General features: G+C 63.9%; 22 protein-coding genes. 12 read left to right on the forward strand and 10 right to left on the reverse strand.

Annotated elements, in window-relative coordinates; genetic code table 11:
* Positions 1 to 10 precede the first annotated feature (10 nt).
* From fdhF to ACZ89F_RS28685, 7 genes are all read left to right on the forward strand, one after another.
* Positions 11 to 2,923 (forward strand): formate dehydrogenase subunit alpha, encoded by a 2,913-nt coding sequence (fdhF, locus tag ACZ89F_RS28655; protein WP_476095367.1) that lies wholly within the window; start codon positions 11 to 13, stop codon positions 2,921 to 2,923.
* A gap of 280 nt (positions 2,924 to 3,203) precedes the next feature.
* Positions 3,204 to 4,034, forward strand: coding sequence for a formate dehydrogenase accessory sulfurtransferase FdhD (gene fdhD, locus ACZ89F_RS28660; RefSeq protein WP_476095369.1), 831 nt, complete (start codon positions 3,204 to 3,206; stop codon positions 4,032 to 4,034).
* Positions 4,024 to 4,335 carry a formate dehydrogenase subunit delta gene (locus ACZ89F_RS28665; protein WP_476095370.1) on the forward strand — a complete coding sequence of 104 codons (312 nt, stop codon included), beginning with the start codon at positions 4,024 to 4,026 and terminating at the stop codon, positions 4,333 to 4,335. Before fdhD ends, ACZ89F_RS28665 begins: the two co-directional genes overlap by 11 nt.
* 112 nt (positions 4,336 to 4,447) lie before the next feature.
* Positions 4,448 to 6,001 carry an alpha/beta fold hydrolase gene (locus ACZ89F_RS28670; protein ID WP_476095372.1) on the forward strand — a complete coding sequence of 518 codons (1,554 nt, stop codon included), beginning with the start codon at positions 4,448 to 4,450 and terminating at the stop codon, positions 5,999 to 6,001.
* A 108-nt stretch (positions 6,002 to 6,109) separates the two neighbouring features.
* A complete protein-coding gene (locus ACZ89F_RS28675; RefSeq protein WP_476095374.1) occupies positions 6,110 to 6,589 on the forward strand; it encodes a carboxymuconolactone decarboxylase family protein in 480 nt (159 codons plus the stop codon).
* Between the two features lie 83 nt (positions 6,590 to 6,672).
* A complete protein-coding gene (locus ACZ89F_RS28680) occupies positions 6,673 to 7,035 on the forward strand; it encodes a nuclear transport factor 2 family protein (protein ID WP_476095376.1) in 363 nt (120 codons plus the stop codon).
* Positions 7,036 to 7,076: 41 nt separating this feature from the next.
* Positions 7,077 to 7,391, forward strand: coding sequence for a hypothetical protein (locus ACZ89F_RS28685; RefSeq protein WP_476095378.1), 315 nt, complete (start codon positions 7,077 to 7,079; stop codon positions 7,389 to 7,391).
* A 137-nt stretch (positions 7,392 to 7,528) separates the two neighbouring features.
* Here ACZ89F_RS28685 and ACZ89F_RS28690 read toward each other — a convergent pair whose 3' ends face one another.
* From ACZ89F_RS28690 to ACZ89F_RS28715, 6 genes are all read right to left on the reverse strand, one after another.
* Positions 7,529 to 8,956 (reverse strand): gamma-aminobutyraldehyde dehydrogenase, encoded by a 1,428-nt coding sequence (locus ACZ89F_RS28690; protein ID WP_476095380.1) that lies wholly within the window; start codon positions 8,954 to 8,956, stop codon positions 7,529 to 7,531.
* Positions 8,957 to 9,061: 105 nt separating this feature from the next.
* Positions 9,062 to 9,877, reverse strand: a complete 816-nt coding sequence (locus ACZ89F_RS28695; RefSeq protein ID WP_476095382.1) for an ABC transporter permease — start codon at positions 9,875 to 9,877, stop codon at positions 9,062 to 9,064.
* Positions 9,867 to 10,817, reverse strand: a complete 951-nt coding sequence (locus ACZ89F_RS28700; protein WP_476097417.1) for an ABC transporter permease — start codon at positions 10,815 to 10,817, stop codon at positions 9,867 to 9,869. The genes ACZ89F_RS28695 and ACZ89F_RS28700 overlap by 11 nt, the downstream gene beginning before the upstream one ends.
* 14 nt (positions 10,818 to 10,831) lie before the next feature.
* Positions 10,832 to 11,842 carry an ABC transporter ATP-binding protein gene (locus tag ACZ89F_RS28705; protein WP_476095384.1) on the reverse strand — a complete coding sequence of 337 codons (1,011 nt, stop codon included), beginning with the start codon at positions 11,840 to 11,842 and terminating at the stop codon, positions 10,832 to 10,834.
* 168 nt (positions 11,843 to 12,010) lie between these two features.
* Positions 12,011 to 13,165 (reverse strand): ABC transporter substrate-binding protein, encoded by a 1,155-nt coding sequence (locus ACZ89F_RS28710; protein ID WP_476095386.1) that lies wholly within the window; start codon positions 13,163 to 13,165, stop codon positions 12,011 to 12,013.
* Between the two features lie 219 nt (positions 13,166 to 13,384).
* A complete protein-coding gene (locus tag ACZ89F_RS28715; RefSeq protein ID WP_476097418.1) occupies positions 13,385 to 14,296 on the reverse strand; it encodes a LysR family transcriptional regulator in 912 nt (303 codons plus the stop codon).
* Positions 14,297 to 14,384: 88 nt separating this feature from the next.
* On the opposite strand from ACZ89F_RS28715, the gene ACZ89F_RS28720 reads away from it, so the two are divergent.
* Both ACZ89F_RS28720 and ACZ89F_RS28725 read left to right on the forward strand, forming a co-directional pair.
* The gene (locus ACZ89F_RS28720; protein WP_476095387.1) at positions 14,385 to 14,834 is read left to right on the forward strand and encodes an RrF2 family transcriptional regulator; all 450 of its coding nucleotides are present in this window, start codon (positions 14,385 to 14,387) and stop codon (positions 14,832 to 14,834) included.
* Positions 14,824 to 15,723 (forward strand): NAD(P)/FAD-dependent oxidoreductase, encoded by a 900-nt coding sequence (locus ACZ89F_RS28725; RefSeq protein ID WP_476095389.1) that lies wholly within the window; start codon positions 14,824 to 14,826, stop codon positions 15,721 to 15,723. Before ACZ89F_RS28720 ends, ACZ89F_RS28725 begins: the two co-directional genes overlap by 11 nt.
* Here the strand turns inward: ACZ89F_RS28725 and ACZ89F_RS28730 are convergent.
* Positions 15,720 to 16,496 (reverse strand): DeoR/GlpR family DNA-binding transcription regulator, encoded by a 777-nt coding sequence (locus ACZ89F_RS28730; RefSeq protein WP_476095391.1) that lies wholly within the window; start codon positions 16,494 to 16,496, stop codon positions 15,720 to 15,722. The two genes, ACZ89F_RS28725 and ACZ89F_RS28730, sit on opposite strands and share 4 nt — an antisense overlap.
* A gap of 413 nt (positions 16,497 to 16,909) precedes the next feature.
* Here ACZ89F_RS28730 and ACZ89F_RS28735 point away from each other — a divergent pair, with 413 nt between their 5' ends.
* Both ACZ89F_RS28735 and ACZ89F_RS28740 read left to right on the forward strand, forming a co-directional pair.
* On the forward strand, positions 16,910 to 17,797 hold the full coding sequence (locus ACZ89F_RS28735) for a phosphotransferase (protein WP_476095393.1): 888 nt from the start codon (positions 16,910 to 16,912) through the stop codon (positions 17,795 to 17,797).
* Positions 17,794 to 20,235, forward strand: coding sequence for a GcvT family protein (locus ACZ89F_RS28740; RefSeq protein ID WP_476095395.1), 2,442 nt, complete (start codon positions 17,794 to 17,796; stop codon positions 20,233 to 20,235). Before ACZ89F_RS28735 ends, ACZ89F_RS28740 begins: the two co-directional genes overlap by 4 nt.
* On the opposite strand, the gene ACZ89F_RS28745 is transcribed toward ACZ89F_RS28740, so the two are convergent.
* On the reverse strand, positions 20,232 to 20,864 hold the full coding sequence (locus ACZ89F_RS28745; protein WP_476095397.1) for a class I SAM-dependent DNA methyltransferase: 633 nt from the start codon (positions 20,862 to 20,864) through the stop codon (positions 20,232 to 20,234). The genes ACZ89F_RS28740 and ACZ89F_RS28745 overlap by 4 nt on opposite strands.
* A gap of 103 nt (positions 20,865 to 20,967) precedes the next feature.
* Between ACZ89F_RS28745 and ACZ89F_RS28750 the strand changes: the two genes are divergently transcribed.
* A complete protein-coding gene (locus ACZ89F_RS28750; protein WP_476095398.1) occupies positions 20,968 to 21,870 on the forward strand; it encodes a phosphotransferase in 903 nt (300 codons plus the stop codon).
* 7 nt (positions 21,871 to 21,877) lie between these two features.
* Here the strand turns inward: ACZ89F_RS28750 and ACZ89F_RS28755 are convergent, their stop codons facing one another.
* Positions 21,878 to 22,801 (reverse strand): DMT family transporter, encoded by a 924-nt coding sequence (locus ACZ89F_RS28755; RefSeq protein WP_476095400.1) that lies wholly within the window; start codon positions 22,799 to 22,801, stop codon positions 21,878 to 21,880.
* 107 nt (positions 22,802 to 22,908) lie between these two features.
* Positions 22,909 to 24,189: an amidohydrolase family protein gene (locus ACZ89F_RS28760; RefSeq protein ID WP_476095402.1), complete on the reverse strand. Its 1,281-nt coding sequence runs from the start codon at positions 24,187 to 24,189 to the stop codon at positions 22,909 to 22,911.
* Positions 24,190 to 24,273 lie beyond the last annotated feature (84 nt).

Here is a 24,273-nt window from a genome sequence, read left to right on the forward strand (position 1 = left end):
GAGCTGGCAGATGAACATCAAGGCCGACTTCCCATCCCTCGTCGAAGAGATTGACTACGGAACCCCGCAATCGAAGGCGCAGAAGCAGGTCACGCTGAACGTCGACGGGCGCAGCATCACCGTCCCGGAAGGCACTTCGATCATGCGTGCCGCGATGGAAGGCGGGGTCGAGATTCCGAAGCTTTGCGCCACCGACATGCTGGACTCCTTCGGTTCGTGCCGTGTCTGCCTTGTCGAGATCGAAGGGCGCGGCGGCACGCCGGCGTCCTGCACGACACCTGTCGGCGAAGGCATGGTTGTGCGCACGCAGTCCGGCCGGCTCGACGCCATTCGCCGCGGCGTCATGGAACTCTACGTTTCTGACCATCCGACCGGCTGGAACGAAAAGGCCGGAACCGGCGCCAGTGAGTTCGACGCGGTGGCGAAGTCGATCGGCCTGACCGAGAACCGCTACGGCATCGAGGGTCGCAACCACGTCAAGCCGGAAGGTGGCGTGGCGCCCGGGCATGGCTCGCTGGCGGTCGACTACATCGCCCGCGACGAATCCAACCCCTATTTCACCTATGATGCCTCGCAATGCATCGTCTGCTCGCGCTGCGTGCGGGCCTGCGAAGAGGTCCAGGGCACCTTCGCGCTGACCATCGAGGGCCGTGGCTTCGAATCCCGGGTTTCGGCGGGAATGCACGAGGCGTTCATCGATTCGGAATGCGTGTCCTGCGGCGCCTGCGTGCAGGCCTGTCCGACCGATGCGCTGCGCGAGAAAACGGTCCTTGCGAAGGGCCTGCCGGAACGCTCGGCCGTCACCACCTGCGCTTATTGCGGCGTCGGCTGCTCGTTCAAGGCCGAAGTGAAGGGCGACGAGGTCATTCGCATGATGCCCTACAAGGAGGGCAAGGCCAACCATGGCCATTCCTGCGTGAAGGGCCGTTTCGCCTATGGCTACGCCACCCACAAGGACCGCATCCTGTCGCCGATGATCCGCGAGAAGATCACCGATCCCTGGCGCGAGGTGACCTGGGAAGAGGCTATCGCCCACACAGCCAAGGAATTCCGCCGTATCCAGTACCAGTACGGGCGAACCGCGATCGGCGGCATTACCTCGTCGCGCTGCACCAATGAGGAAACCTACCTCGTCCAGAAGATGGTGCGGCAGGGTTTTCGCAACAACAATGTCGACACCTGCGCGCGCGTCTGCCACTCGCCGACGGGCTACGGGCTTGGCCAGACCTATGGCACCTCGGCCGGCACGCAGGATTTCGATTCCGTCGACTACACCGACGTCGCCGTCGTCATCGGTGCCAACCCCGCCTCGGCCCATCCGGTGTTCGCCTCGCGGCTGAAGAAGCGGCTGCGCCAGGGCGCCAAGCTGATCGTGCTCGATCCGCGTCGCACCGAGATGGTCAAGTCGGCACATGTCGAAGCGGATTATCACCTGCCCCTGAAGCCAGGCACCAATGTGGCTGTGCTGACGGCGCTGGCGCATGTGATCGTCACCGAAGGGCTTTTCAACGAAGCCTTCATCCGCGAACGCTGCGACTGGACGGAGTTCCAGGATTGGGCATCGTTCGTCGCCCTGCCGGAAAACAGCCCCGAAACCGTCGGCAAATTGTCCGGCGTCGATCCCGAGCTGATCCGCGGCGCGGCCCGCCTCTACGCCACCGGCGGCAACGGCGCGATCTATTACGGCCTGGGCGTGACGGAACACAGCCAGGGTTCGACCACGGTGATGGCGATCGCCAATCTCGCCATGGCCACCGGCAATATCGGCCGGCCCGGCGTCGGCGTGAACCCGCTGCGCGGCCAGAACAATGTGCAGGGCTCGTGCGACATGGGCTCCTTCCCGCATGAGCTGCCCGGCTATCGCCACATCTCCGGCGAGGCCGTGCGCGACATCTATGAGACCCTGTGGGGCGTGAAGCTGGACGACGAACCCGGCCTGCGCATCCCCAACATGCTGGACGCCGCCGTCGACGGCAGCTTCAAGGGCATCTACATCCAGGGCGAGGACATTCTTCAGTCCGATCCCGACACCAAGCATGTCGCCGCCGGCCTGGCCGCGATGGAATGCGTCGTCGTGCACGACCTCTTCCTCAACGAGACGGCGAACTACGCGCATGTCTTCCTGCCAGGCTCGACCTTCCTGGAGAAAGACGGCACCTTCACCAACGCAGAGCGCCGCATTAACATGGTGCGCAAGGTTCTGGAGCCGAAGGCGCGCTACGCCGATTGGGAGGCGACACAGGAGCTCGCCCGCGCGATCGGGCTGGACTGGAACTATCAGCATCCTTCCGAGATCATGGACGAGATCGCGATGACGACGCCGAGCTTCGCCGGCGTCTCATTCGAACTGCTCGACCGTGTCGGATCCGTGCAATGGCCCTGCAACGAGAAGGCGCCGCTCGGCACCCCGATCATGCATATCGATGCGTTCGTGCGCGGCAAGGGCAAGTTCATCCGCACCGAATATGTGGCGACCGACGAGAGGACCGGGCCGCGTTTCCCGCTGCTGCTCACCACCGGCCGCATCCTGTCGCAGTACAATGTCGGCGCGCAGACCAGGCGTACCGAAAACGTCATGTGGCACTCGGAGGACCGGCTGGAGATTCACCCGCACGATGCCGAGAACCGCGGACTGCGCGACGGCGACTGGGTCCGGCTGACCAGCCGCTCGGGCGAGACGACGCTGCGCGCGATGATCACCGACCGGGTGTCGCCAGGCGTCGTCTACACGACGTTCCATCATCCGGACACGCAGGCCAACGTCATCACGACCGACTTCTCCGACTGGGCGACCAACTGCCCGGAATACAAGGTGACGGCGGTGCAGGTCGGCGCCTCCAACGGGCCGTCCGAATGGCAGCGCGACTATAACGAGCAGGCCGAGCAGAGCCGTCGCATCGCGAAGCTGGAAGCGGCGGAGTAGCTGTGTCGAGGCATTCGACAGCAAGAGCTTCAATCTCGACGGCTGGTCGACCCCCACTCCGTCGAGCTTCGCTCGACACCTCTCCCCCGATCGACGGGGGAGAGGAAAGGCGTGAGCCTTTGCCGGGAGGCACCCTTCCTCTCCCTCCGGAGGGGGGAGAGGTGGCGCTGCGCAGCAGCGACGGAGTGGGGGATGGCCTGGGAGAGCAACCGCCAATTGAAGCAAGAAACCTTCGACGCTTCCTAAGTGAAATAACCAGCAAACCAGACGGTGGCGGCTTGTGACACGCTCCCGCCAGCCTCTCAGCCAAATTTCCCGCTTGGCGCGTCGCGCCAGCGGCACCGCGGCGGCCGACCGCATGGTGCCGGAAGAGACGCCGGTGGCGTTCTCCTTTGCCGGCACGACGCATGCGGTGATGATGGCAAGCCCGGCCGATTTCGAGGATTTCGCGCTCGGCTTCTCGCTGACCGAGGGCATCATCGCCTTGCCCGAGGAGATCGAAGCCATCGAGGTCGAGGACCATGGCGCCGGCATCGACATCCAGATCCGGCTGAAGGACCGGGCCAACACGCGCTTTGAAGCACGGCGTAGACGGCTGGCCGGCCCGGTCGGCTGTGGGCTCTGCGGTATCGAATCGATCGAGGAAGCGATGCGCTCGGTCGACGCAGTCGGTGCGTCAAAGCTTACGCTTGATGCCGATGACATCGTCCGCTCGGTCAAGCTCCTGTCGAAGGTGCAGCCGCTGCACACCGAGACCGGAGCCGTGCACGCCGCCGGCTTCTATGTGCCCGGCAAGGGCATCGTCATGGCGCGCGAGGATGTCGGCCGACACAACGCGCTGGACAAGCTGGCCGGCGCTTTGGCCAAGGCCGGCATCGACGGCATGTCAGGCGCCGTCGTCGTCACATCGCGCGTTTCGGTCGAAATGGTGCAGAAGACGGCGGCGATCGGCTCGGCCTTCATCATCGCCGTCTCGGCGCCGACCGCACTTGCCATCCGCACGGCGCAAGAGGCTGGCATGACGCTGGTGGCGCTGGTTCGCGGCGACGATTTTGATATTTTCACCCACTCCGACCGGGTGGTTTGCGGAGTTGCCAAGCATGTCGCATGACGAAGAACACATCATGAGCACCAGCGAGAAGCTGGTGCGCATGGCAAACCAGATCGCCGACTTCTTTCATTCCAAGCCGCGCGAGGAAGGCATTGCCGGCGTCGCCGAGCACATCAACAAGTTCTGGGAGCCGAGGATGCGGCGGCAGTTCTTCGAGATGCTGGACGGCGGCACCGAAAACTTCAACGAGTTGGTGGTGGCCGCCGCCGCCAGGATCAGGCGGCCAATCACCCCGGCTGCGGCCGACCTCAAACTCGGACTCGAGCCCTCCCCTGCCGACGTCGCCGCCTCGCAAGAATAGCCGTCGAGCCGCGCCGGTCTATATTCGCTGTCGCTAAAGTTTAAGCTGCCGCAATCGGCGCTGTTCTGCTATGGTCGACGATCAGAAATCGTCAGGCCGGGCGGAAAACCTCGTGAGGCCGATCGAGACCCGATACGCCCGTAGCGGCGATGTACGGATCGCCTATCAGGTGGTCGGGCAGGGTTCGTTCGATCTTGTCTTCGTGCCGGGCTTCATTTCCAATCTTGACCTGCACTGGGAAGACGAAGGCTACAGCCGCCTCCTGAAGCGGCTTTCGGCGTTCTCGCGGCTGATCCTGTTCGACAAGCGCGGCACCGGTCTTTCCGACCGTGTCGACGCCCACCACCTGCCCAGTCTCGAAACCCGGATGGACGATGTGCGCGCGGTGATGGACGCAGCCGGCAGCGGCCGTGCGGCCCTGCTCGGCGCTTCGGAAGGCGCGCCGATGGCGATGCTGTTCGCCGCCACCTATCCGGAGCGGACGCGAGCGCTGACACTCTATGGCGGCTATGCGCATTTCCACAAATGGGTGATGTCGCCCGAACGCCTCGACGCCTTCATCGAGACGGCGGAAACGTCATGGGGCACGGGTGCTACCTTGCCCAACTTCGCGCCGGGCCGGGTCGACGACGCGCATTTCACCCAGTGGTGGGCGCGCTTCGAGCGCTTGTCGGCGAGCCCGACCGCCGCGGCGGCACTGGCGCGGATGAACGCGGAAATCGACGTGCGTGGCGTGCTGGCTGCAATCAGCGCGCCAACGCTGCTGATGCATCGCCGCAACGATGTGCGGGTCGATCCTGACGCCAGCCGCTTCCTGGCCCGGAAGATTCCCAATTCGCGACTGGTCGAGATCCCCGGACGCGACCACCCGATCTGGACCGGCGATGTCGACCGGGTGGCCGATCTGATCGAGGAATTCCTGACAGGAGAGCGCGCCATGGCGGAAGCGGAGCGCGTGCTGGCGGCACTTTTGGTGACACGCATCTACGACACGGCGCGGCTTGGCGACCGCATGTGGAGCGAACGCGGCCAGCGCTTCCAGGAAACCTGGCGGCAGCTGGTCGGACGCCATGGCGGGCGTTGCGTGGATACACATGGCGAAGTGATGATTTCGCGTTTCGACGGACCAGGGCGTGCTTTGCGCTGCGCGGCGGCGCTGCGCGAGGCGGCGCAGGAAATCGGCGTGGCGAGCGCGCAGGGAGCGCATGTCGGCGAGATCGAATTGCGCGGACCACCCGCGGGATTGACGGGCCGCGTGACGATGCAGCTCGCCACGCATGCAGGACGCGGCGACATACTGGCTTCGCGGCTGGTGGCCGACCTTGCCGCCGGCTCAGGACTGCATTTCGCGGATGCGGGCCGCATCAGCATCGACGAGCTGGACGAGCCGCTGGCGCTTGTCCTCGCGATGTCCGAACAGCATCTGGAACCGGCCTGCCGTCCGAGAGCCAAGACGACCGGGCCGGCTTGCCTGACATCGCGCGAGAGCGAGGTGGTGAGCCTGATTGCCGACGGCAAGAGCAATGCCGCGATCGCCGCCGAATTGCGGCTGAGCGAACACACGGTCAAGCGTCACGTCGCCAACATACTGCTCAAGCTCGACCTGCCGTCGCGGGCGGCGGCGGCGGCCTTCTCGGCCAGGCACCCTGGCCCGGACGGGCCATGAGAGCCATGGCGCTTTCGGGCGAAGCGGCCAAGGGCGGGTAAGCGCTATCAATTCTCCATGCAGGCCAGGCGGATGTCGCCGGGAAAGGCGCTGCGAACGGAGGAGGAAATGCTGAAGTCAAACCGGACACTCAAGTCGCTGATGATAGCGGCAGGCATTGGAGCGCTGTTCGCCATCGCTCCCGCCAAGGCCGAGGATGCATCCGCCACGGCGGCCTACAAGGACATCGAAGCGACGCTCGGCTCTGTGCCGGATATGTTCAGGACACTGCCGGATGTCGCCATCGCCGGTGCCTGGGCCGAGATCAAGGGGGTACAACTCAACCCCAAGACCGCGCTCGACGGCAAGACCAAGGAGTTGATGGGGCTTGCGGTCGCCTCGCAGATCCCCTGCCAGTACTGCATCTATTTCCATACCGAGGCCGCCAAGCTCAACGGTGCGAGCGATGAGGAGATCAAGGAGACGATCGCGATGGCGGCGATCGTGCGCCACTGGTCGACGATTCTCAACGGCAACCAGGTCGACCTCGCGACCTTCAAGAAGCAGACCGACGATGTGTTCGCGGCCGTCAAGGCGAAGTCGCAGTGAAGAAATCCCTGCCCGGCGATGAGCGCCGGGCAGCAGTTCGACCATCAACCGCCCGGTCGGAAGACGGGCCAATGGAGGATAAAATGCTGACCAAGACCCAAACAGTGGATGGCGCGGCGATCAAGAAGGCCATCGAAACCCGTGACGGCAAGATGCTGTCGAGCTTCTATGCCGACGACGCGCTGGTGCGGGTGATCGACCGGAACAACCCGCCGAGCAAACCACGCGAGATTCGCGGGCGCGCGGCGATCACAACGTTCTGGGACGACATCTGCAGCCGGGCGATGACCCACAAGGTCGACACCACCATCGCCGACGGCAACAGCCTCGCCTTTACCCAGGCCTGCGCCTATCCGGACGGCACCAAGGTGTTTGCCGCCGCGATGCTCGAACTCAAGAACGGGCAGATCGCGCGACAGACCGTCGTGCAGGCCTGGGACGAATAGATCAACCGCGGGCTCAACCGCAATCTCGGAGGAGAACCAACATGTTCAGCGCCAGATGGCAGATCGATGCCAAGTTCGGGCACAAACAGACCGTGCTTGAACTGCTCAAGAAATGGGAACGCGAGATCGGCTCGCAAGTCGGCATCGACGAGCTGGAATTCCAGATCATGACCGGTTCGATCGGCGCGCGGGAGGCGACGGTCGAGTCCCATCACCAGGTCGAAAGCCTGGCCCAGCTGGAGGCGTTCTTCGCCAAGATCGGCAAGATCGACGCGCATGCCAAATGGGGCAAGGAGATGGAGCCCTATGTCGTGTCGGGCACCAGCCTGTGGAACATCTATCGCATCGTCGAGTAGCGACTCTTCTCCCCCGTCTTGGACGAGAAGATGCCGGCAGGCAGATGAGGGGCGGAGCCAGCTTCGCAAGGGAAGCGCTGCCTCTCATCCGACCCTTCGGGCCACCTTCTCCCTGTGAACGGCGAGAAGGGAAGGCGCTAACTGTGAGCCACCATCACATGCCGCACGGCGGTGTAGTCTTCCAGCGCGTAGAGCGACATGTCCTTGCCGTAGCCGGACTGCTTCAACCCGCCATGCGGCATCTCGTTGGTCAGCATGAAATGCGTGTTGATCCAGGTGCAGCCATATTGCAGGCGGGCAGCCGTCGCCATGGCGCGCGAAACGTCCTTGGTCCACACGGATGACGCCAGGCCGTAGTCGCTGTCGTTGGCCCAGTTGACCGCCTCGTCGACCTCGGAAAAACGGGTGACCGAGACGACCGGCCCGAACACTTCGCGGCGCACGATCTCGTCTTCCTGCAGCGCGCCGGCAACCACGGTCGGCTGGTAATAGAAGCCGGAGCCTTCGCCCGGCTTGCCGCCGGTGGTGATCTCGATGTGTTTCAATTCCGAGGCGCGCTCGACGAAGCTGGAGACGCGGTCGCGCTGGCGGCGCGAGATCAGCGGACCGATCTCGTTTTCAGTGTCGTCGGGACGGTTGTACTTGATGGTCGAGACGGCCGACGAGAGATCGGCGACGAGCTTGTCGTAGATATTCTTGCCGGCGTAGATGCGGCAGGCGGCGGTGCAGTCCTGGCCGGCATTGTAATAGCCGAAGGCGCGCAGGCCGTTGACCACGGCGCCGAGGTCGGCGTCGTCGAAGACGATGACGGGCGCCTTGCCGCCGAGTTCGAGATGCGTGCGCTTGACCGACTTGGCGGCCGCCTGCAGCACCTTCTTGCCGGTGGCGACATCGCCGGTGATCGAAATCATGTTGACCTTGGGATGGTTGATCAGCGTGTTGCCGACGCTGTCGCCGCGGCCGAGCACGACATTGACCACGCCCTCGGGCAGGATTTCCGCAAGGATCTTGGCAAGCTTCAGAGCCGTCAGCGGTGTCTGCTCGGACGGCTTGAAGACCACTGTGTTGCCGCCGGCGATGGCCGGCGCCAACTTCCAGGCCATCATCATCAGCGGATAGTTCCACGGCGCGATGGAAGCGACAATGCCGATGGCATCGCGGCGGACCATCGAAGTGTGGCCGGGAATGTATTCGCCGGCGACGACGCCCGGCATCGAACGGACGGCGCCGGCGAAGAAGCGGTAGCAGTCGACGATCGCCGGGATTTCGTCGTTGAGCACGGCGTTGATCGGCTTGCCGCAGTTGAGCGCCTCGAGCGTGGCGAACTCTTGTGCCGCCGCCTCGATGCGGTCGGCGATCTTCAGCAAATAGCCCGAGCGCTGCGCCGGCGTGGTGCGCGACCACAGGACGAACGCTTGTTCGGCAGCAGTGACCGCCGCCTCGATCTGTGCCTGGCTGGCTTCAGGCAGGTTGAGGATGGTCGCCCCGGTCTTTGGATTGAGGATCGGCTCCTCGGTCTCGGTGCCCTTCTCGAATTTCGAGCCGATCAGCATTTGAGTGTCCATAAGGTTTCTCCCTTAACAGGAGCGAATAGGGAGTAGCGAATAGCGAGTAGGGTTTGACCGTCGATCTTCCCTATCCGCTATTCGCTACTCCCTTTTCGCTGTTTTTCATTTCCCGCTTCCAGCGATCTGGTCGCCGTCGCGGGTGAGGTAATAGGCGGCAAGGATCGGCAGCAGCGTCACCAGCACCACGACCATGGCGACGACATTGGTGACCGGGCGCTGGCGCGGACGGATCAGCTCTTCCAGCATCCAGATCGGCAGCGTCTGCTGCTGGCCGGCGGTGAAGGTGGTGACGATCACCTCGTCGAAGGACAGCGCGAAGGCCAGCATGCCGCCGGCAAGCAGTGCTGTGGCGATGTTGGGCAGCACCACATGGCGGAAGGTCTGAAAACCGTCGGCGCCGAGATCCATCGATGCCTCGATCATCGAACCGGAGGTGCGGCGGAAACGGGCGACGGCGTTGTTGTAGACCACCACCACGCAGAAGGTGGCGTGGCCAAGCACGATCGTCCAGAACGAGAACGGGATATCGGCAAGCGAAAAGGCCGAGCGCAGCGCGATGCCGGTGATGATGCCGGGCAGCGCGATCGGCAGGATGACCAGCAGCGAGATGGTTTCGCGGCCGAAGAATTTGGTCCGCGACACCGCCGCCGAACAGAGCGTGCCGAGGATGAGCGCGATCGCCGTCGAGATGGCCGCGACCCTGACCGAAAGCGACAGCGCCTGCCAGACATCCGGCCGGTTCCAGGTCACGGCGAACCATTGCGTCGTCAGTCCGGGCGGCGGCCAGACAAAACTCTTCTCCTCGGTGGTGAAGGCATAGACGAAGATCAGGAGGATCGGCAGATGCAGGAACATCAGCCCGCAGGCGGCGGCGATCTTCAGGCCGAGCGGAGCCGACTGGGAACCATCAGAGCGCATCAAAGGCCCCCATGCGCTTGGCGCCCCAGAGGTAGAAGCCCATGATAACGATCGGCACCACGGTGAAGGCGGCGGCGAGCGGAATGTTGCCGGCGGTGCCTTGCTGCGAATAGACCGCCTGGCCTATGAACAGCCGCGAGGTGCCGATGATCTGCGGGATGATGTAGTCGCCGAGCGTCAGCGAGAAGGTGAAGATCGAACCGGCCACGATGCCCGGCAGCGCCAGCGGGAACAGCACGTTGCGGAAGGTCTGGCCGGGCGAAGCCCCCAAATCGGACGAGGCCTCGACCAGATTGCCGGGCACGCGCTCGAGCGCCGCCTGCACCGGCAGGATCATGAATGGCAGCCAGACATAGACGAAGACGATGAAGGTGCCGGTGAACGACACCGACAGCGAATTGCCGCCGACGATCGGCAGCGACAGCCATGCGTCGAGCACCCACAAAAGATGCAGCTTGGCGAGCAGCCAGGTGAGGATGCCTTCCTTGGCCAGGATCAGCTTCCAGGCGTAGATCTTGACCAGGTAGCTCGACCACAGCGGCAGCATGATGCCGAGGTAGAACAGCGCCTTCCAGCGGCCGCGCGCATAACGCGCCGCGTAGTAGGCGATGGGGAAAGCGATGACGACCGAGGCCAGCGTGACCATAGCCGCCATCGTCACCGTGCGCAGGATGATGTCGAGATTGGCGGCCTGGAACAGGTCGCCATAGGTCTTCAACGTGAACTCGCGGTTGATGAGGCCGGAAAACTCGTCGATGGAGAAAAAGCTCTGCGCCAGCAGCGCGAACAGCGAGCCGATATAGACGATGCCGAGCCACAGCACCGGCGGCAGCAGCATGATCAACAGCAGGACCTTCGGCTTGCGCCAGAAAAGGTCCGACAGCGCGCCGCGCAGACCGCCGCTGCCCGGCAGGATGGCGGGCGCCGTTGCACGCACCATGGCGGCGTCGAGGCTCATGCCGGCTCGTCCATCAGATGCAGGTGCTCGCGGTTGAAGGTGAGCACGACGGCCTCGCCTTCCCCAGGCAAGGCCGTGCCCGCCGGCACGATGGCGTGCAGCCGCAGCCCGTCGGCGTCGAGCGCCAGCTTCGTCGTGGCGCCGAGATAATTGGTCGAGACGAGGCGGGCGGACACGCCTTCGCCACTTGTGACCCCGCTGGCCGCGCGGCCGACGCGAATGGATTCAGGGCGAAGACTCCCCCAGCGATGCTGGCCGGAATAGCGCTGGACGAAATCCGGCGGCAGCACGTTGGAGGAGCCTACGAAATCGGCAACGAAGCGGGTCTTCGGCCGCTGGTAGATATCCTCGGGCGTGCCGATCTGCATGATCTTGCCGTCGTTGAAGACGGCGACGCGGTCGGCCATCGACAGCGCTTCGCCCTGGTCGTGGGTGACGAAGACGAAGGTGATGCCGAGCGCCTTCTGCAGCGACTTCAGCTCCTCCTGCATGTTCTCGCGCAATTTGAGGTCGAGCGCGCCGAGCGGCTCGTCGAGCAACAGCACCTTTGGCTGGTTGACCAGCGCGCGGGCTAGTGCCACGCGCTGGCGCTGGCCGCCGGAAAGCTGGCCGGGGCGGCGAGCGCCATAGCCGGGCAGCCGCACCATCGACAGCGCCTCCTCCGCCGCCTTGTGCCGCTGAGCCTTGTCGACGCCCTTGACCATCAGCCCATAGGCGACGTTGTCGAGCACGTTCAGATGCGGGAACAGCGCATAGTCCTGGAACACGGTGTTGACGTTGCGGCGATAGGGCGGAACGCCCTCGGCGCGTTCGCCGAAGATCGAGATCGAGCCCGATGTCGGCTGCTCGAAGCCGGCGATGAGGCGCAGGCAAGTGGTCTTGCCGGAACCGGACGGCCCGAGCATGGCGAAGAATTCGCCCGGCGCGATCTCGAGATCGACCGCGTCGACCGCGCGCACGCTGCCGAAATGGCGCGAGGCTTTCTGGAAAGAGACGGCGGAGGTCATGAGCTGTCAGTCTGTTGCCGGGTTGATGTGTTGATATCGCGTGACGTCCGCCCCCCTTGTGGGGAGGTTGCGGCGAAGCCGCGGGTGGGGTGCCTCGAAAAATGCCGAGAAGACCCCCACCCCGACGCTATGCGTCGGCCCTCCCCACAAGGGGGAGGGTAAGGGCGCTCACCGCCCGCCGATGACGCCGATATAGTCCGACACCCAGCGGTAGTAGGGCACGCACTGGTCATTCTGGGTGGTGCATTTCGACACCGGTGTCTTCCAGAACTTGATCTTGTCGAAATTCTCGTAGCCGTTGGTCTTGCAACCCTCGTCGGTCAAAAGCTCATTGCCCTTGCAGGCGGCGGGCACGACGGGCAGAGAACCGAACCAGGCCGAGACATCGCCCTGCACCTTGGGCGACAGCGAATGTTCCATCCACATATAGGCGCAGTTGGGATTGGCCGAGTCGGCCTCCATCATGGTGGTGTCGGCCCAACCGGTCGCGCCTTCCTCCGGGATGGTGGACGCGATCGGCTTCTTGGCGGCGACCAGCGTGTTGACCTGATACGGCCACGAGCCGGAAGCGACGACGCCTTCGTTCTGGAAATCGTCGACCTGGATAGCGGCGTCATGCCAGTAGCGGCCGACCAGCGTGCGCTGGACGCGCAGCAATTCGAGCGCCGCCTTGTACTGGTCCTCGTTCAGTTCATAGGGATCCTTGATGCCGAGTTCCGGCTTGTGGAACATCAGATAGTTGGCGGCATCAGCGATATGGATCGGCCCGTCATAGGCCTGGACGCGGCCCTTGTTGGACTTGCCGTCCGGCAGTTTCATTTCCTCGAAGACGATATTCCAGCTCTTGGGAGCCTCCTTGAACACCTCGGTGTTGTACATCAGGACGTTGGGACCCCACTGGTAGGGAACGCCGTAATGGGCGCCACCGACGGTGAACCACGGCGCGTCCTTGAGGCGCTCGTCGACCGTCTTCCAGCTCGGGATGAGATCGGTGTTGATCGGCTGCACGCGCTTGCCGGCAACGAGGCGCAGCGAAGCATCTCCTGAAGCGGTGACGAGGTCGAAACCACCCTCGTTCATCAGCGAGACCATCTCGTCGGAGGTGTTGGCCGTCTTGACGTTGACCTTGCAGCCGGTCTCCTTCTCGAAGGAGGTCACCCAGTCATAGCCCTTGTCGGTTTCGCCGCGCTCGATGTAGCCCGGCCAGGCAACGATGTTGACTTGGCCTTCGCCCTTGCCAAGTTCCTTGACCTGGGCGACGGCCTGACCGGAAAAGGTCAGCGCGACCGTCAGCGCAGTGCATGACTTCAGGAATGAATTCATTGTCGATCTCCCATTTAGGCGCCTGACCCCGAAAGCCGGTTTCGGTCTTCGCTAGCGTCACGCGCGGACTGAAAACTGTCAGTTCGTCCGTTGGGCTTGATGCTGCTCTGATGGCGGCTTTGGTCCCTGGACCGAAAGGTGCTTGGAAAATTCCGGTTTCGCAAATTCATTTATCAGAAAGGCGATATCGGTTTTTCCGATAGGTCGGCAGCCGATCTCTCAGGGACGCTGACGGACCGTCCGCTGCGACTGGGCAAGGCCGATGAAATCGCGCGCCGCCTGCGGCAGGCCGGAGCCACGCCGCCAGACCATGCCTACCTGGACCACCGGCAAGGAGCCGGAAATATCGCGCGATTCGATGCGGTCGCCTTCCAGTGACCAGGGCCGGTAGACGAGATCGGGCAACAGCGCCACGCCGGCGCCGGTCGCGACCAGACTGCGCACGGCCTCCACGGAACGGGTGCGGAAAGCGACATGCGGCCTGGCGCCGATCGCCGTCAGCAGTTTGCCCGTGTTTTCCTCGATCTCGTCGACGGTCAGCATGATCAGCGTTTCGGAGGCAATGTCGCCAATGCTGATGATGTCGGCGCTGGCGAGCGGATGGCCGAGCGGCAGCCACAGCCGGTAGGCCGAGACTTCGAGGATTTCCGACTGCAACGCGGTGCGGTCGCGCAAATTGGAGGTGACCATAACGGCAATGTCGAGCTTGCCGCCGATCAAGAGATGTTCGAGGTAATCGCCATTGTCCTCGATGGCCGAGACCTCGACACCGGGATAGGCGCGGCGGTAGCGGGCGAGCAGATCCGACAGCACATAACCGGCGACCAGCGAGGTGACGCCGAGCTGCAGCCGACCGCCCGCCACCGCCTGCTCGCCGGAGAAAGAGCGGCGCGCGTCGGAGACATCAGCGAGGATCTTGGTCGCGTGACGCAGGAACTGGTGACCCTTGTGGGTGATGTTCAGGCCGCGCGGATGGCGTTCGAACAGTTCGACGCCGAGATCGCTTTCAAGTTCCTTGATCGCTTCGGTGACCGACGATTGCGAGATCGAGAGATTCTGCGCCGCGCCCGAGACTGTGCCTTGCTCGGCCACGGCGATGAAGAACTGCAACTGGCGGATGGTGAAGGCCATGGCCGGACTAAACACGGCGGAGACGATGCTGGGAAGTGGCGACCGTCGAACACTTGACGGCTTTGGCAATCGTAACTAACTAAGTTACATGAAACGCAACAGCAGACTGTCCTCGACCCTGCACATTCTCGTTCACATGGCCGAGAAGCCCGAACAGGCGCTGACCTCCGAGCAGCTTGCCACCTTCATCCACACCAATCCGGTGGTGGTCCGCCGCACCATCGCAGGCTTGCGCGATGCCGGCATCGTCACCTCGTCGCGCGGGCATGGCGGCGGCTGGCTGCTCGGGCGGGCGCCCAAAAAAATATCCCTGGCCGAGATCAGCGTCGCCCTTGGCGAGACGCTGCTGCCGTTCAGCACCGAGCCGGAAAGCCCCGGCTGCCTCGTCGAGCAAGCGGTGATCGCCGTGCTCGACGATTTTCGCGTCGCCGCCGAAAGGCTGCTGGCGGAAAAGCTCAACCGCATCACGCTGGCCGACCTGACCGCCGATTTCCGCCGCCGTTTTGATCTCATTGGAGTCTCCAGCCATGCAGTATGATCTTGCCGTCGTCGGCGGCAGCTTTGCCGGCCTGTCCGCCGCCATCCAGGTGGCGCGGGCAGGACGCAAGGTGCTGGTGATCGACGCCGGCCAGCCGCGCAACCGCTTTGCCGAGCATTCGCACGGCTTCCTCGGTCAGGACGGGCGCGCGCCTGGCGCAATCCTCAACGACGCAAGGCAACAGTTGCTGGCCTATCCGACAGCCAGGGTTGTCGACGGGCGTGCGGACAAGGCCGTTGCCGCCGGCAGCGGCGATTTCGAAATCACCACCGATGGCGGCGAGACATTCGGCGCCGCACGGCTGGTACTGGCCACCGGGGTGCGCGACATCCTGCCGGAGGTGGCCGGACTTGCCGAGCTCTGGGGAAAGAGTGTGCTGCATTGCCCCTATTGCCACGGCTACGAAGTTTCCGGCGGGCCGCTCGGCGTGCTCGCTACCGGTCCGATGTCCCTGCACCAGGCACAGCTGATCGCCGATTGGGGCGGTGTCACGCTGTTCGGCAATGGCCTGTTCGAACCCGACATTGAGCAGATGCGCGCCCTGGAGAGCAGAAAGGTGCGGTTTGAGCCCACCACCGTCGCCGAACTAAGGGAAGACGGCTCCGGCGGATTGATCGTCCACCTCGACGACGGCAGAAGGGCCGGCGTCAGGGCGATGTTCACGGCACCGCGCAACACCATGGCCAGCCCGCTTGCCGAACAGCTTGGCTGCGGCTTCACGGAAGGCCTTCTCGGTCCGGTGATATCAGTCGATGACAGGCAGCAGACGACCGTGCCCGGCGTCTACGCCGCCGGCGACGCGGCACGTTCGATGCACAACATCGCCTTTGCCGTATCGGCTGGCACCTTCGCGGGTGTATGCGCCCACCAGTCGCTGGTTTTTGGCTAGAACCCGGCTTCCTCGCCAGCGATGCTGAGCCGCGCGCCGGCCTGCGCCAGGGCGGCTTCTATGTCGCGCGGCGGCGAGCGGTCGGTGGCGAGTTCGGAAAAGCTGTCGAAGCCGCAAACCTGGACCAGACCCAAGCGGCCGAACTTCGAGTGATCGGTGATGACGAGCGAACGCTGGCCGCGCGACAGCACCATGCGGGCGAACTCGGCCTCCTCCAGATCATAGTCCATGACACCCATCACCGCATCGATGGCACCGGTGGAGATGATGGCGTGGCTGACCGAGAAGCGGCTGACGAAGTCGATCGCCGAGGCGCCGAAGGCAGCGCCGGAATCGCTGCGCAGCTCGCCGCCGGCCATGTAGACCTTGTTGCCGTTGATAGTGGCCAGCGTGCGGGCAATGTCCGACGAGTTGGTGACGACCGTCAGGCGTCGGTGGCCGAGCAGTTCACGGGCAAGGAACGAGGTCGTCGTGCCGGTGTCGAGCATGATTGATTCCCCGTCGCGGATGGTGGCGGCGACCATACGGGCAATGACACGCTTGGCGTCGGCGTTCTCCCGCATGCGCCGCTCGAACGGCGCTTCGCCGATCATCGACGGCAGGCCGATGGCGCCATGCATCTTGAGGACGGAGCCGTCACCGGTGAGCGGCTTGACATCGCGGCGCACGGTCTCGAGCGACACGCCCAGCCGGTCGGCCAGACTGGCGATGGTGACGGTGCCCTCTTCCTGCAGCAGCCGCAGGATCTCGCCATGCCGTTTTGAATGGACCATTTGGGTTTTCCCGGACTTAGCCCTTTGCCCGCTTTTAAGCTAATTCGAGAGGTTTTAAAGGAATTGCACATGCTTTCGGGCAAAATACCCAAAAAAAGTCACAGCTTTTTGTTGACAAGCGAGCAACCCTGGCGTGAAATTGAAACCGTGACAAAGAGTTCGGAGCAGCCACGGGAGGGTGATGGCAGAGCCGCAACTCACTGACCAGGCAGTTTTGACCATGTCTGGTGCAAGGAATTTTCAGATCCGCGGGGGCGGATGCCGGGGGTCGAAAACCTGGCCAAGGGGCTCGTCGGTGCGGTGCGGGATACCGATCCTGGCATCCCGCACCGACGAGATTTTGCGTTTCTCCTCGCTGTCGTTGCGCTGTCCATGGCGCCCTTGTCGAAGCTCAGCAAACCAGGGATGATTCCGTGATTGCCGAAGACCGCATCCGCGCCCTGTCTTGCTGGACCGGCAACATCGAGATTGCGCCGCTGCCGGGCGGTCTCAGCAATGCCAATTATGTGGTCAAGGACGCTGCCGGCAAACATGTCGTGCGCTTCGGCAGGGACTATCCGTTCCACCATGTCTTTCGCGAGCGCGAGGTGATGACGGCGCGGGCGGCGCATGCCGCCGGTTTCGCGCCATCCGTGCTCCATGCCGAACCGGGCATCCTGGTCACGGAGTTTCTCGGCGCCAAGACCTATCTCGCCGAGGACGTGCGCGCCAATCTCGGCCGCGTCGCGGCCCTGATGCGCGCCTTCCACCGGGAGATGCCCAATCACGTCTCTGGCGCCGGCTTCATGTTCTGGGTGTTCCATGTCATTCGCGACTATGCGCGCACGCTTGAAGAAGGCGGCAGTCGCAAACGCAGCGACTTGCCGCGCCTGCTGACGCTGGCCGACGAACTGGAGCGCGCACAGAAATTGCTGCCGATCGTCTTCGGCCACAATGATCTGCTGCCGGCCAACATACTCGACGACGGCAACAGGCTGTGGCTGATCGACTTCGAATATGCCGGCTTCAACACGGCGATGTTCGACCTCGCAGGGGTCGCCTCGAATGCCGGCATGAGCGACGAGGAATCCTTCGCCTTCCTGACCGCCTATTTCATGAAGGAACCGGACGAGGCGATCCGCCGTTCGCACGCGGCCATGCAATGCGCCTCGCTGCTGCGCGAGGCGATGTGGAGCATGGTGTCCGAGCTCTATCTCGACGCACCCGGCATCGACTACGTCGCCTACACCGAGGAAAACCTGACGCGCCTCGAAGGCGCGCTGGAAAACTACAGAACGAAGTACGGGATACAGAAATCATGACATTGCCGAGCCAGGCCGCGGTCGTCGTCATCGGCGGCGGCATCATCGGCTGTTCGACGGCCTATCATCTGGCACGCGACCACAAGGCCGATGTGGTGCTGCTTGAGCAGGGCAAGCTGACCTCGGGCTCGACCTGGCATGCCGCCGGCCTTGTCGGGCAGCTGCGCTCTTCGGCCTCGATCACCCGCGTGCTGAAATACTCCGTCGACCTCTACAAGGGACTGGAGGCAGAGACCGGCCTCGCCACCGGCTGGAAGATGACCGGGTGCCTCCGGCTCGCCACCAATGCCGACCGCTGGACCGAATACAAAAGACTGGCGACGACAGCGAAAAGCTTCGGCATGGACATGCAATTGCTGTCGCCGGCGCAGGTCAAGGAAATGTGGCCGCTCATGGAAACCGGCGATCTCGTCGGCGCCTCCTGGCTGCCGACCGACGGGCAAGCGAGCCCCTCCGACATCACGCAGTCATTGGCCAAGGGCGCGCGCATGCATGGCGCCAAACTGTTCGAGGATGTCCGCGTCACCGGCTTCGAGATGACGGACGGCCGCATCACGGTGGTCAAGACCAGCAAGGGCGACATCGCTTGCGACAAAGTGGTCAACTGCGCCGGCCAATGGGCGCGGCAGGTGGGGGCAATGGCCGGCATCAACGTGCCGCTGCAACCGGTGAAGCACCAGTACATCATCACCGAGAAGATCGACGGACTGGCGACTGACGCGCCGACCATCCGCGACCCGGACCGGCGCACTTATTTCAAGGAGGAGGTCGGCGGGCTGGTGATGGGCGGCTACGAGCCGAACCCGCAGGCCTGGACGACCGGGGATGTACCTGATGATTGGGAGTTCCGGCTGTTCGACGACGACTACGACCATTTCGAGCAGCATATGAGCCAAGCGATCGCGCGCGTGCCGGCGCTGGAAACCGTCGGCGTCAAGCAGATGATCAACGGGCCGGAGAGCTTCACGCCGGACGGCAATTTCATCCTCGGCACAGCGCCCGAATGCGCCAACATGTTCGTCGGCGCCGGCTTCAACGCCTTCGGCATCGCCTCGGGTGGCGGCGCCGGCTGGGTACTGGCGCAGTGGGTGGTCGACGGCGAAGCGCCACTCGACCTGTGGGTGGTCGATATCAGGCGCTTTTCCAACCTGCACCGCGACCGGCAATGGGTCTGCGACCGCACGCTGGAAGCCTATGGCAAGCACTATACGATCGGCTTCCCGCATGAGGAGTATGCCAGCGGGCGGCCTCGCATCGTCTCGCCACTGTACGAACGGCTGAAACAGCAGCGCGCCGTGTTCGGTTCCAAGCTCGGCTGGGAGCGGCCGAACTGGTTCGCGCCGCAAGGCGTCGAGCCGCAGGACATCTATTCGATGGGCCGGCAGAACTGGTTCGCGGCGGTCGGCGACGAACACCGGCACGTGCGCGAAAAGGTCGGCATCTTCGATCAATCCTCCTTCGCCAAATACGAGTTGAGCGGGCCCGACGTGCTGAAGGCGCTGGACTGGATTTGCGCCAACGACGTCGGCAAGCCGGTCGGCCGGTTGACCTATACGCAGCTTCTCAACACGCGCGGCGGCATCGAGGCCGATCTGACGGTGGCGCGGCTGGCCGAGGAGACATTCTACATCGTCACTGGCACAGGCTTCCGCACGCATGATTCCTCGTGGATCGGCGACCATATCGGCGAGGGGCTCAATGCCACGCTTGTCGACGTCACCGAGGATTTTGGAACGCTGTCGCTGATGGGTCCTCGGGCGCGCGACGTGCTTTCGGCCGTGACCGAATCCGACGTGTCGAACGCCGCATTCCCGTTCGGCCATGTGCGTGAGATTGCCATCGCCGGCCACACAATTCGGGCGCTGCGCGTCACCTATGTCGGCGAGCTCGGCTGGGAACTGCATGTGCCGATCGCGGCCACCGGCGAAGTCTTCGACGCGCTGATGGCGGCGGGCAAGGAGCATGATATCCGCCCAGTCGGCTACCGGGCGCTGGAATCGCTGCGGCTGGAAAAGGGCTATCGCGCCTGGAGCTCCGACATCACGCCCAACGACACACCGCAGGAAGCCGGGCTCGGCTGGGCGGTCAAGCTGCGCAAGAACACGGATTTCATTGGACGGCGCGCGCTCGAGACGGCCAGCGGCACGTCGCTGAGGAAACGCTTTGCCGGCTTCACGGTCGACGATCCCGAAATCGTGCTGCTCGGCCGCGAAACCATCCTGCGCAATGGCGAGCCCGTCGGTTATCTCACCAGCGGCGGTTATGGCTACACGCTGGGCAAGAACATCGGCTACGGCTATGTGCGCAACGCCGACGGGGTGAGCGACGACTTTCTCGCCTCGGGCGACTATGAACTGGTGGTCGCGATGGAGCGGACGCCGGCCAAGATTCATCTCGAGCCGATGTACGACCCGGCAGCGGTGAGAGTGAAAGCCTAGTTCACGCGCAGGGCAAGACCGCGGCTGGGTACGGTGTCGGCCTCGCCCGGCATCGAGACGTAAGGACGCGTTTCCTCGACGCGGGTGACGAGACCTTGCGCCTCGAGCCCGGCGATGCGCGCGGCAAAGCCCTGATCCCACAGCGTGTTCTTGACCGTCAGCACGATCACCCCGCCTGGCCGGCAGATGCGGATCAGCTCGTCCAGCCCTTCGACACCGACATGACCGGAGGTGAAGACTCCAGCCGAGATCACTCCGGCATAGGCATCATCGGCAAAGGGCAGATGATCGCCCAGCGCCAGGCAATGCAGCGCCGAATAGACGCCCTTGCGTGCCGCCTGGGCCAGCATGCCTTCAGAAATGTCGAGCGCCTCGACCTGGGGATAGCCGGCAATATTCAACCATTCACCGATCAGCCCGGTGCCGGCCCCGGCATCGAGCAGCGGTGCGGCGCCGCGCGGCAGATGGCGAGCCAGCAGGGCAAGACAGATCGTTGGGTGGCGATAGCCGGCGGCCGACATATCGGCGTCATAGGTCTGCGACCAGCGGTCGTAGAGTGCCGCCACCTCTTCCGGTCGCTTTGCGGCATAGGCAGCGCCAAGCGCGCCATGATGTTTGCTGTCCGCCACTTTTGTCCTATCCGCCAATCTGTGAACCCTCAATCGGATGATAGCCAAAGCACGAAAATTGTGGAACCGTCGCTGCGACAAATAACAGCGTGGGGGCGCAGGCATGGTGACAGACGAGGCGCGTGCGGCACTGGACGCCATTCCCGGGCTGGGCGGCTACAGCGGGCCGCTGGAACGGCTCGGGGGGCTCACCAATCTGGTTTTCAAGGCTGGGGAATTCTGCCTGCGCATTCCCGGCAAGGGCACCGAGGAGTACATCAACCGCACCAACGAGGCGGTGGCCGCGCGCGAAGCGGCAAAGGCGGGGGTCAGTCCCGAGGTGCTGCATGTCGACCCCGGCACCGGGGTCATGGTGACGCGCTTCATCGCCAGCGCCGAGACGATGTCGCCGGAAAAATTCAAGGCCCGATCTGGTAGCCCGGCACGGGCCGGCGCGGCCTTCCGCAAGCTGCACAATTCAGGCGCGGTGTTTCCTTTCCGCTTCGAACTGTTTGCGATGATCGACGACTACCTCAAGGTGCTGTCGACCAGGGATGTCGCCCTGCCCGCCGGCTATCACGACGTCGTGCGCGAGGCGGAAAGCGTGCGGTCGGCGCTGGCCGCCCATCCGCTGCCGCTGGTTGCCTGCCATTGCGATCCGCTGTGCGAGAACTTCCTCGACACCGGCGAGCGGATGTGGATCGTCGACTGGGAATATTCGGGCATGAACGATCCGCTCTGGGACCTTGGCGACCTCTCCGTGGAAGGCAAATTCGACGCAGCGCAGGACGAAGAGATGATACGCGCCTATTTCGGCGGCGAGGCCAGGCCGGCGCAGCGCGGCCGCATCGTCATCTATAAGGCGATGTGTGACCTGTTGTGGACGCTGTGGGGGCTGATCCAGCTCGCCAACAACAATCCGGTCGACGATTTCCGCGCCTATGCCGATGGCCGTTTCGCTCGCTGCAAGGCGCTGATGGAGACGTCGGAGTTTTCACGGCATCTGGCGGCTATACGCCGGGGCTGAGCCTGGACTAATTCACGCCCTTCGGCACGTTCTCCGGCGGCACTGTAGTCTCGACCACTTTCTGGCGGTGGAAGATGAACAGGCCGGCCAGGACGACAATGCCCGAGCCGATCAGGATGCGCGGGCCTGGCACGTCGCCGAAGAACACCAGCCCGAAGACCACCGCCCACAACAGCAGCGTGTAGTGCAGCGGCGCCAGCGTCGAGGCCGGCGCCAGCTTGAGCGCCCTGGTGATCATCAGATGCGCGCCGCAGGAGACGATGCCGAGCAGCAGCATGGCGCCAAAGTCGAGCGCCGACGGGGTCTGCCAGGCGCCGATGGTCAGCACACCGCCGACCAGCAGCGTCCCGATGGTCTGCCATGTCACCAGATTGGTGTCGCTGGTGCCGCGCAGCCGGCGGTTGAGGATGATGGCGAAGGCGAAGGCGATGCTGCCCACCAGCGCAAAGCCCGATGACAGCGAGAACGCCGCCGAGGACGGCTTCAGCATGATCAGCACGCCGCAGAAGCCGAGCAGGATCGCCATCCAGCGGCGCCAGCCGACCTTTTCGCCAAGCAAGACATGCGAGAGTGCGGCGACATAGATCGGCCCGGCCATGTAGAAACTCATCACATCGGCAAGCGGCAGATGGATGACGGCGGCATAGAAAAGCGCGGTGTCGAGCGTCGTCATGACAACGCGTAGCAGTTGCAGCTCAAGGCGCTCCATACGAAACAGCTTGGCCGTGCCCTGATGAGCGATCATCGGGCCAAGCACGAAGAAGGCCCCGATGGAGCGGATCAGCACCACCTGGCCCACGGAGAAGCTGGCGACCAGCCACTTGCCCATGGCGTCGTTCAGCGCAAACAGGAAGTCACCGGCCAGCATCAGCAGAATGCCGGCCAAAAGCACGTTCCTGATCGTCGAATTCTGCGCCACGGGCTGCGTCATGCCGGTCCCGATTCCTCCCCACGTAAGCCGCGTCGTAGACGCAAGCCGCGGCTTTGACGAGGAGAATTCGGGCAATGGGTAAGACCAGCGCCGGGAATCGGCTGTGTCTAGGCGGATATGTGCCGCCGGTTCACCATTCCCGGCCTTCCACCGATGGACAGCCTGGTCTCCTGCTTCGTCCGCTCCGCCACCACCTTGCCCCTGGCGATGACACACAGGCGTTCGGCGCGCAGGCGCAAGGCCTCGATCGGATTGCCGGCGTCGAGGACGACAAGGCTGGCGCGCTTGCCGACCGCCAGGCCGAGATGATCGAGACCCATGATCGCGGCATTGACGTTGGTGACCATGTCGAAGCAGCGCGCCATGTCGGCCGGGCTCGACATTTGCGCCACATGCAGGCCCATGAAGGCGACGTCGAGCATGTCGGCGGTGCCCAGCGAATACCAGGGATCGAGCACGCAATCCTGGCCCCAGCCGACGCGAATGCCAAGCGCCTGCATTTCCTTGACCCGGGTCATACCCCGGCGCTTCGGGAAGGTGTCATGGCGGCCCTGCAACATGATGTTGATCAACGGGTTGGGGATGGCCGAGACACCGGCTTCGGCGATCAGCGGCAGCAGCTTCGAGACATAGTAATTGTCCATCGAATGCATCGAGGTGAGGTGCGATCCGACCACCTTGCCGTGCAGGCCAAGGCGCTGCGTCTCATAGGCAAGCTGTTCGATATGACGCGACAGCGGGTCATCGGTCTCGTCGCAATGCAGGTCGACCATCAGGCCGCGCTTGGCCGCGATCTCGCACAGCTCCGTTACCGAGCGCGTGCCGTCGACCATGGTGCGCTCGAAATGCGGGATGCCGCCGACAATGTCGACGCCCATGTCGAGCGCGCGGATGGTGTTTTCCCGTGCCGATGGAGAGCGATAAAACCCGTCCTGCGGGAAAGCGACCAGTTGCAGATCGATGTAGGGGGCGACCATCTTCTTGACCTCGAGCAGCGCCTCGACCGCCAGCAGGCGGTCGTCGCAGACATCGACATGGGTGCGGATGGCGAGCAGGCCCATCGACACCGCCCAGTCGCAATAGGCGAGCGCGCGGTCGCGCACCGCCTCATGCGTCAAAAGCGGCTTCAATTCGCCCCACAGCGAAATGCCTTCGAGCAGCGTGCCCGACGCGTTGATGCGCGGAATGCCGTAGGAGAGCGTCGCATCCATGTGGAAATGCGGATCGACGAAGGGCGCCGAGACCAGATCGCCACGGGCGTCAACCTCGGTCCGCGCGGAACCCTGCAGAGTGGGCTCGATCGCCGCGATCGTCTCACCGCTGATGCCGATGTCGGCAATCTTGCCATCAGGCAGTGTGCCGCCGCGAACGATAAGGTCGAAATCCATCTGTCGTCATCCCGTCAAAAGAATCATCTGATGTGGCCGCGGCTGAAAATCGCATCCCGTCGATGCCGCTTGCAACAGCGGTTT

This window comes from Mesorhizobium sp. USDA 3734, assembly GCF_056279665.1.

Bases quoted from the DNA above. Each gene is read 5' to 3' on its own strand.
- ACZ89F_RS28690 (WP_476095380.1), bottom strand. From the start codon at position 8,956: ATGGACACTCAAATGCTGATCGGCTCGAAATTCGAGAAGGGCACCGAG.
- ACZ89F_RS28730 (WP_476095391.1), bottom strand. From the start codon at position 16,496: ATGGTCCATTCAAAACGGCATGGCGAGATCCTGCGGCTGCTGCAGGAA.
- ACZ89F_RS28720 (WP_476095387.1), top strand. From the start codon at position 14,385: ATGAAACGCAACAGCAGACTGTCCTCGACCCTGCACATTCTCGTTCAC.
- ACZ89F_RS28685 (WP_476095378.1), top strand. From the start codon at position 7,077: ATGTTCAGCGCCAGATGGCAGATCGATGCCAAGTTCGGGCACAAACAG.
- ACZ89F_RS28700 (WP_476097417.1), bottom strand. From the start codon at position 10,817: ATGGTGCGTGCAACGGCGCCCGCCATCCTGCCGGGCAGCGGCGGTCTG.
- ACZ89F_RS28755 (WP_476095400.1), bottom strand. From the start codon at position 22,801: ATGACGCAGCCCGTGGCGCAGAATTCGACGATCAGGAACGTGCTTTTG.
- ACZ89F_RS28675 (WP_476095374.1), top strand. From the start codon at position 6,110: ATGCTGAAGTCAAACCGGACACTCAAGTCGCTGATGATAGCGGCAGGC.
- ACZ89F_RS28665 (WP_476095370.1), top strand. From the start codon at position 4,024: ATGTCGCATGACGAAGAACACATCATGAGCACCAGCGAGAAGCTGGTG.
- ACZ89F_RS28740 (WP_476095395.1), top strand. From the start codon at position 17,794: ATGACATTGCCGAGCCAGGCCGCGGTCGTCGTCATCGGCGGCGGCATC.
- ACZ89F_RS28715 (WP_476097418.1), bottom strand. From the start codon at position 14,296: ATGGCCTTCACCATCCGCCAGTTGCAGTTCTTCATCGCCGTGGCCGAG.
- ACZ89F_RS28680 (WP_476095376.1), top strand. From the start codon at position 6,673: ATGCTGACCAAGACCCAAACAGTGGATGGCGCGGCGATCAAGAAGGCC.
- ACZ89F_RS28760 (WP_476095402.1), bottom strand. From the start codon at position 24,189: ATGGATTTCGACCTTATCGTTCGCGGCGGCACACTGCCTGATGGCAAG.
- fdhF (WP_476095367.1), top strand. From the start codon at position 11: ATGAACATCAAGGCCGACTTCCCATCCCTCGTCGAAGAGATTGACTAC.
- ACZ89F_RS28750 (WP_476095398.1), top strand. From the start codon at position 20,968: ATGGTGACAGACGAGGCGCGTGCGGCACTGGACGCCATTCCCGGGCTG.
- ACZ89F_RS28725 (WP_476095389.1), top strand. From the start codon at position 14,824: ATGCAGTATGATCTTGCCGTCGTCGGCGGCAGCTTTGCCGGCCTGTCC.
- ACZ89F_RS28710 (WP_476095386.1), bottom strand. From the start codon at position 13,165: ATGAATTCATTCCTGAAGTCATGCACTGCGCTGACGGTCGCGCTGACC.
- ACZ89F_RS28705 (WP_476095384.1), bottom strand. From the start codon at position 11,842: ATGACCTCCGCCGTCTCTTTCCAGAAAGCCTCGCGCCATTTCGGCAGC.
- ACZ89F_RS28695 (WP_476095382.1), bottom strand. From the start codon at position 9,877: ATGCGCTCTGATGGTTCCCAGTCGGCTCCGCTCGGCCTGAAGATCGCC.